The organism is Streptomyces vulcanius (assembly GCF_042653945.1).
GTDB lineage: Bacteria > Actinomycetota > Actinomycetes > Streptomycetales > Streptomycetaceae > Streptomyces > Streptomyces mangrovi.
Map to the genome: position 1 here is coordinate 22,193 of NZ_JBHSFK010000075.1, position 6,451 is coordinate 28,643.

At 70.0% G+C, this 6,451-nt stretch carries 5 protein-coding genes and 1 pseudogene; 5 read left to right on the forward strand and 1 reads right to left on the reverse strand.

The features are described from left to right. Positions 1 to 50 precede the first annotated feature (50 nt). The 3 genes and pseudogenes from ACFPIH_RS54550 to ACFPIH_RS54560 all read left to right on the forward strand — a co-directional run bounded on the left by ACFPIH_RS54550 (position 51) and on the right by ACFPIH_RS54560 (position 2,792). Positions 51 to 1,196: a ricin-type beta-trefoil lectin domain protein gene (locus ACFPIH_RS54550; RefSeq protein WP_381169173.1), complete on the forward strand. Its 1,146-nt coding sequence runs from the start codon at positions 51 to 53 to the stop codon at positions 1,194 to 1,196. A gap of 417 nt (positions 1,197 to 1,613) precedes the next feature. Continuing rightward, positions 1,614 to 1,840, forward strand: a pseudogene (locus tag ACFPIH_RS54555) (transposase). A 49-nt stretch (positions 1,841 to 1,889) separates the two neighbouring features. Beyond that, entirely contained in the window at positions 1,890 to 2,792 is a 903-nt protein-coding gene (locus ACFPIH_RS54560; RefSeq protein ID WP_381169175.1) for an IS701 family transposase, read from the forward strand. Between the two features lie 371 nt (positions 2,793 to 3,163). On the opposite strand, the gene ACFPIH_RS54565 is transcribed toward ACFPIH_RS54560, so the two are convergent. Beyond that, on the reverse strand, positions 3,164 to 3,904 hold the full coding sequence (locus ACFPIH_RS54565) for a TetR/AcrR family transcriptional regulator (protein WP_381169177.1): 741 nt from the start codon (positions 3,902 to 3,904) through the stop codon (positions 3,164 to 3,166). Between the two features lie 94 nt (positions 3,905 to 3,998). Between ACFPIH_RS54565 and ACFPIH_RS54570 the strand changes: the two genes are divergently transcribed. Both ACFPIH_RS54570 and ACFPIH_RS54575 read left to right on the forward strand, forming a co-directional pair. Then, positions 3,999 to 5,510: a GMC family oxidoreductase gene (locus tag ACFPIH_RS54570; protein ID WP_381169179.1), complete on the forward strand. Its 1,512-nt coding sequence runs from the start codon at positions 3,999 to 4,001 to the stop codon at positions 5,508 to 5,510. Between the two features lie 763 nt (positions 5,511 to 6,273). Further along, a partial coding sequence (locus tag ACFPIH_RS54575; RefSeq protein WP_381169230.1) for a MerR family transcriptional regulator occupies positions 6,274 to 6,451 on the forward strand: 178 nt, incomplete at its 3' end.

A 6,451-nucleotide genomic window follows, 5' to 3' on the forward strand; every position in this document is an offset into this window, starting at 1 on the left:
CCGGGGCCACGGCAGGGTCCAGCAGTACGGCCTCCGACCACTCCGAGCCCGTGACGGTGTCCAGCGGCACCGCCCCGGACGCGTCCGGGGCACCGGCAGAGTCCCACAGCAGCCCGCTGACATCGGCCGCCGAAGCCAGGGCCGTGGCCCTGCGGGCCATCCAGGCGGAGCGAGCCGCCGCGGGCGAGAACGGCGGCGAGCCGGACCCCGGCACCGGCACCCGGTCGGCTCCCGAAGCGCCGGAAGCCGAGCAGTCCGCGCTCCTCTCCGCCGTCGCGACGGCCGACTCGTCCTGCGACGGTTCGTCCGCGGCGACGGCCGCCACCAGGCCCGGCCGCCCCCGCAAGAGCGTGCTCGCCGGGGCCGCGATCGCGGGGGCCCTGCTTATCGCCGTACCGTTCCTGGTGAGTGGCGGTGGCGGGGATCACCGTTCGAACCGCGCCGACCCGCTGTCCGGCACCGTCATCGGGGACGGGGAGACGGGCGCGCCCGGTTCCTTCGGCTCTGCGGCGCCGAAGTCCACAGTCCCCGGCGCGGCGCCGAGCCTGTTGGCCACGGGCGGCAAGCCGGGCCAGGAGCCGCAGGGCGGCGAGAAGCCCGGCTCCGGAGAGCAGGCGGGTACGCCCACCGCGCCGGGCAAGGGCGGAAAGCCCGCGGGCAAGACGTCGTCCGGGTCAGCCGGCGCGGGCGCGGCGGTCGGCGCGGGATCAGGCACGGGCACCTCGGGATCGGGAACGTCGAGCACGCCCGATACCTCCGGCTCAACCTCGGACAACAACCAGTCGTCCGTCGCCTCGGGCGGACAGACCCACACCGTCTCGGGCATCGCGATCCGGAGTCATGACTCCGGCCGCTGCATCAGCGGCGGGGCGGGCAAGGACGGCACGCCGCTTCAGATCTGGGACTGCAACGGATCCGCCGCCGAGGCGTGGCAGTTCATGTCCGACGGTACGGTCCGGGCGTTCGGCAAGTGCATGGACCTCGCGTGGGCCTCGACAAGCAACGGCACGTCGGTCCAGCTCGCGAACTGCAACGGCGGCTGGGCACAGCAGTTCAAGCTCAACTCCTCCCACGACCTGGTCAACCCGCACGCCGACAAGTGCGTGGACGTTCAGGACCAGGACACGGGCAACGGCACCCGACTCCAGCTGTGGAGCTGCAACGGTCACGACAACCAGAAGTGGAGCAAGCTCTGAGCGTCGCCCGCCGCCGCGGACGCGGGCAGCGGCGAGCGGCCACGCCAGTTGCTTCCCGCTGACACACCAGGCGCCGCGGAGCCGGACGTGAGGTTCGGCTCCGCGCGGCGCACCGGCCACCGGCGGGGACGGCACGTCACCCCTCGGAGGGAGATGAACGTCCGTGAGCTCCCTTTCACCCGGCTTCCGCTGTCGGACCGGTTGCCACCCGGGCAGTACCTCACCGAGTCCTTCCCGGTGCTGGCCGCGGCCCCACACCACGCGTCCCCACCGACACCTGGACCTTCACCGTGAGCACCGAACTAGTAGCGCGCTTCGTTACCTTGGGTGATCTCGCCTGGTGGTGGGCATCTTCGCGGGGTGAGGTTCGGGGAGGTGGAACGGCTCCGGGGTGAGTTATCGGAGTTCGTTGCCGATGTGTTCGGGTCGTTGCCGCGGCGGGATCAACGGCGGTGGGGTGAGTGTTGTCTGCGGGGTCTGATGCTGGACGGGCGGCGCAAGTCGATCCAGCCGATGGCCGGGCGGCTGCCGGACGGGACATGCAGGCCCTGCAGCAGTTCGTGAACCAGTCGCCGTGGGATCCGCTGCCGGTCAGGCAGCGGATCCCACGGCGGTTGTCCGAAGTGTTCACGCCCGAGGTATGAGTGATCGACGATGTGTCGTTCCCCAAGTGCGGCCAGGCGTCGGCGGGGGTTGCCCGGCAGTAACTGCGGGGCCCTCGGGAAACGGGCGAACTGCCAGGCCGCGGCCAGTGTCCATGCCGCCGCCGCCGCCGCCTCCTGCCCGCTGCAGTGGCAGCTGTATCTGCCTGCGGAATGGACGGACGAGCCGGACCGCTGCCGCCGGGCGGGAGTCCCGGACGGCACCGGCCACCAGGAGAAGTGGCGTCTCGCGCTCGGTCTGCTCGACACGCTCGCCGGCTGGCGGCTGAAGGCGCCGGTCGTGGTCGCCGACGCCGGTTACCGCACCAGCACCGCCTTCCGCCTGTGCCTGGAGGAACGCGGGCTGTCCTACGTCCTGGCGCTGACCGGCAAGGAAGTCGTCCACACGCTGGATGCCCAATCGCCCCGGCCCGCCTATGGCGGACCGGGGCCGCCGGCCCTGCCGCGCTACCGGATGCCGCCACGGGCCCTGTCCCTGCACGCGGCCGACGCCCCGGCCGCCGAGCTCACCGAGGTGACCTGGCGGCAGGGCAGCAAAGGGCCGATGACCTCGACGTTCACCATCTTGTCGGTGCGGTCGGCGGGCAAGCAGTCCCTGGCCGCCGCCCAGGAAGCAGGCGGCGGCCACTACCAGTGGGACGGTGTCCTGCCCACGCGCACGGTGCTCGTGGAATGGCCCGCAGGCCAGACGGCTCCGACCGGCTACCGGATATCGAACCTGCCCGCCACCACACCTGTCGAGGACCTGGTGCGACGGGCGAAGATGCGCTGGCGGATCGAGCACGACTACCGCGAACTCAAACACGGCCCGGGCCTGGACCACTTCGAGGGCCGCACCTGGCGCGGCTGGCACCACCACGTCACCCTCGTCACCGCCGCCCAGGCCTTCCTCACCCTGCGGCGGCTCGACCCAAAAGCCCACCCACCGGCCTGACCCTCTACCAGATCCTGGACACCCTCCAGGATCTGCTGAAGTGCTGGACCGGCACCTGCACCACCTGCGTCCGCCCCCTCACCACACGCAGAACCAGAGCCAGAACCTACCGAAGCACTACTAGACGGCTCGCGCCGGCCCTTCGCGACGGCCATTCGCGCTACGGGACGGTTCGGCAGGACGATGTCCGCGCGGTCACCGGGCTGGAAGTAGCCGCTCAGGGCAGTCCGCTACTCGGCGGCCGCTTGGTGTGGGGAAGCGGGCGCCGCTCGGGGCCGCGCGACGGCCGGGGCGCGGGATGTCTGCCGCGCCCACGGCGGCTCCGATCTCAACAACGTTGGCGGACCGTCGGTTCGAGCGAGCTCCCTCCGTCAACCGCCATCGTGATGCACGTCGGCCAGACGGTTGAGCAGTTCCATGAGCAGCAGCTCCTCCCCCGGGCTGAGAGGGAGCGGCCTTGACTCTGCCAGTGCGGCGCGCAGTGCCATGGCCGGACCGGCCGGACCGGCACCGGGCGCGCCGACGGCCTCGGCCGCGAGAGGTGTGGTGATGGCGTCAAAGACGACTTCGCGCGTCGCGTGGACCGCTTCCAGGTCGCGTGCCTCCGAGGGCGTGCTGATCATCGTGGAGACCACGCCCACGCCGGTCGCGTGCACGATGGCCGTGGCTCGTTCGACGCTCATGCGCAGTCGACCGACCGCGGCGACGCGCGTGACCATGCGCTGAAGCTCCGCGACCGCCTCGCGGCCCGCCCGAGACAGATGGCCGGAGCGTGACTGGCCGAAGACCAAGGTGTAGTACGCGGGCTGCATCAGTCCGAACTCGATGTGCAGGTCCCACGCACAGCGTAGGTCCGCGACCGGGTCGTCGCTCTGCGGCAGTCGGCTCTTGGCCTGGAGGTAGGTCGCGAAACCATGCTCGCCGAGGGCTTCCAGCAGACCGTCCTTGTCGCCGAAGAGCCGGAAGATCGTCGGTGGGAACACTCCGGCACGCGCTGCCACCAGCCGGGTGGACAGAGCGTCCAGGCCTTCCTTCTCCAGCACGTCGGCAGCGGCGAGGACGATCTTGCGGTGAAGCGTCGCGGCCGACTGGTCACCCGTCACCTCAGTCACGAATCAAGGATATCAAGTAAAACGACCCAACGGTTTGAACCAGTGTTACGCTCAAAGCGCGACCACCGATTCAGCCATGCAGGGATGGAACACCGTGTCTTCACAGTCTGCGTACGACTACATACTCGTGGGCGCCGGTACGGCCGGGTGCGTGCTCGCGGACCGGCTCTCGTTAGATGAGAACGTCCGCGTCCTGCTCCTGGAGGCAGGCTCCTCCACGCTTCCCGGAGCCGTCGCGCATCCGCCGGCCTGGCCCTCGCTGGCGGCCTCGGAGGCAGGCTGGGGGGACACGACCGTGCCCCAGAGAGCCTCCGGCGCCCCGATCGCACTGCCACGGGGCAAGGGTCTGGGCGGTTCCACCGCGATCAACGCCATGGTGTTTGCCCGCGGCCACCGCACCAGCTACGACAGCTGGGGCGACCACGGTGCCAAGGGCTGGACGTTCGATGACCTGCTGCCCTACTTCCAGCGCAGCGAGACCGCTGCCGGCGGCGCCATCGGCCGCGGAACGAACGGTCCACTGTTCGTCGGGCCGGCCGCCGAACCCAACGAGGTGCTGCGAGCCTGTCTCGACGGCGCGGTCGAATCGGGCCACCGTCGAGCTTTCGACATCAGCGGCGGCCTCGAAGAGGGCTTCGCCCCGGTGGATCTCAACATCGTCGCGGGACGTCGCCAGAGCGCGGCCGACGCCTACCTGTCCCCCGCACTGAACCGCCCCAACCTGACGGTCGTCACGGACACGGTCGTACACCGACTGCTCTTCGACGGCACCCGCTGCACGGGTGTGGAGTACGGCATCGGAAGCGAGGCCCGCAGGGCGACGACCGGCGGCGAAGTAGTCCTCACCGCCGGCACGATCGGCTCCGCGCAACTGCTGCTGCGCTCCGGCATCGGCCCCGGCACGGACCTGCGGCAGGCACAGGTGGAGGTCTTCCACGAACTCCCCGGTGTGGGACAGAACCTGCACGACCACCCACGGGTCAACCTGGTCTACCGCGCGAACCGCCCGGTCCCCGAGGCACGCAACAACCACGGCGAGATCATGGGCCTGCTGCGCAGCACACCCGAGGCGGACGGGCCGGACCTCCAGATCATCTTCATCGACATCCCGGTCCCCAACCCCGTGGCCCATGTGACGAACGGCTTCACCATCGGCGTCTCCCCCATGCGCCCGGCCAGCCGCGGCACACTCCGCATCTCCTCGGCCGACCCCCACGTACCGCCCGTGATCGACCCCAACTACTTCTCAGAGGAGCAGGACGTCAGAGCGGTGCTGTCCGGCATCGCCACAGCCCGCGGGATCGCCCGGTCGTCCGCCCTCAGGGAATGGGGAATCGAGGAGGCCAGCCCCGGACTCGACACCATCGACACGCGGTCACTCAGCGAATACGCCCGCAGGTACTTCGGGTCCTACTGCCACCCCGTCGGCACGTGCATGATGGGCGAGGACGAGGTGTCCGTCGTCGACTCCGCGCTGCGCGTCCGAGGACTGGACGGACTGCGCGTCGCCGACGCCTCGGTCATCCCGTCCATCCCCTCCAACAACACCAACGCCACCGTCTACGCGATCGCCGAGAAGGCCGCCGACCTCCTGCGCAGCGCCTGACCGGCCTGGCCTGTCCGTCGAACCGGAAGCTCCGGCCCCCGTGCCGCATGACGGGACGGCGGGGGCCAGGGTGGCGGATCTCCCTCTCGATCCGTGAACCTCGCCGCCCCCAGTACCCGTTTACACAAGGAGACTCCCGCCGCCGCGGATTTCATTGGCTGGCCTCGGCGGCGGGGAAGGCGGTCGCCCTCTCGACTTCCCCCGTAGTGAGGGCGACTGCCGTAGATGCTCCCCCGCCGGTATTCATGGCCGACAGCGGAGCGCGCGCCGGTGCAGTGATGCACAGCAAGCCGGTGCGGTGACTTACACAACATGATCGGCCGGTGGACCAGTGCGGGGCGTGCACTTACCACCGGCATGGTGTCGGGGCGCGTTTCCCGGCACCGAACGAGACGCACTGCTTCGCTCCACCTTCCTCAGGGAGCGAAGCAGTGCGTCTTCGTCGTATCACCACCGATACTTAGCTGTCTCTGTCGTCGTTCCGTGAAAAGCGTCGGTTCTGGATCACTTTCCGTGCCAGAGCCACGGAGGATCACCACAACCGCGTGTCGGCGGTCAGTGGGAATTCCCCAGCGGCGGCCACTCGGCAGGGAGCTATCTGGCCGCCGGCGGTCACTCTGCGTTCCCGGATGGTTCGTCGTTCTTGATCGGTCCCGGCGGCAGCTAGGGCCTGGCTCCGGTAGCACCGGGATGGGGTTGTTGCACATGCCGTAGCGGCATGTGGTGGGGTCGGGGCACCACAGCACGAAAGGCTCTGTCTGCGATGTACCCCTCCCTCACGCCTCCCCGGCAGGTCAAGATCGGTGATGCCGCTGCGTTCGCCGGGATCACCCCACGCGCCATCCGCCACTACCACGAGATCGGTCTGCTGCCGGAGCCCGAGCGCGGCGGGGACGGCCGCCGCCGCTACGGCTATGACGACATGACCCGCCTGCTGTGGA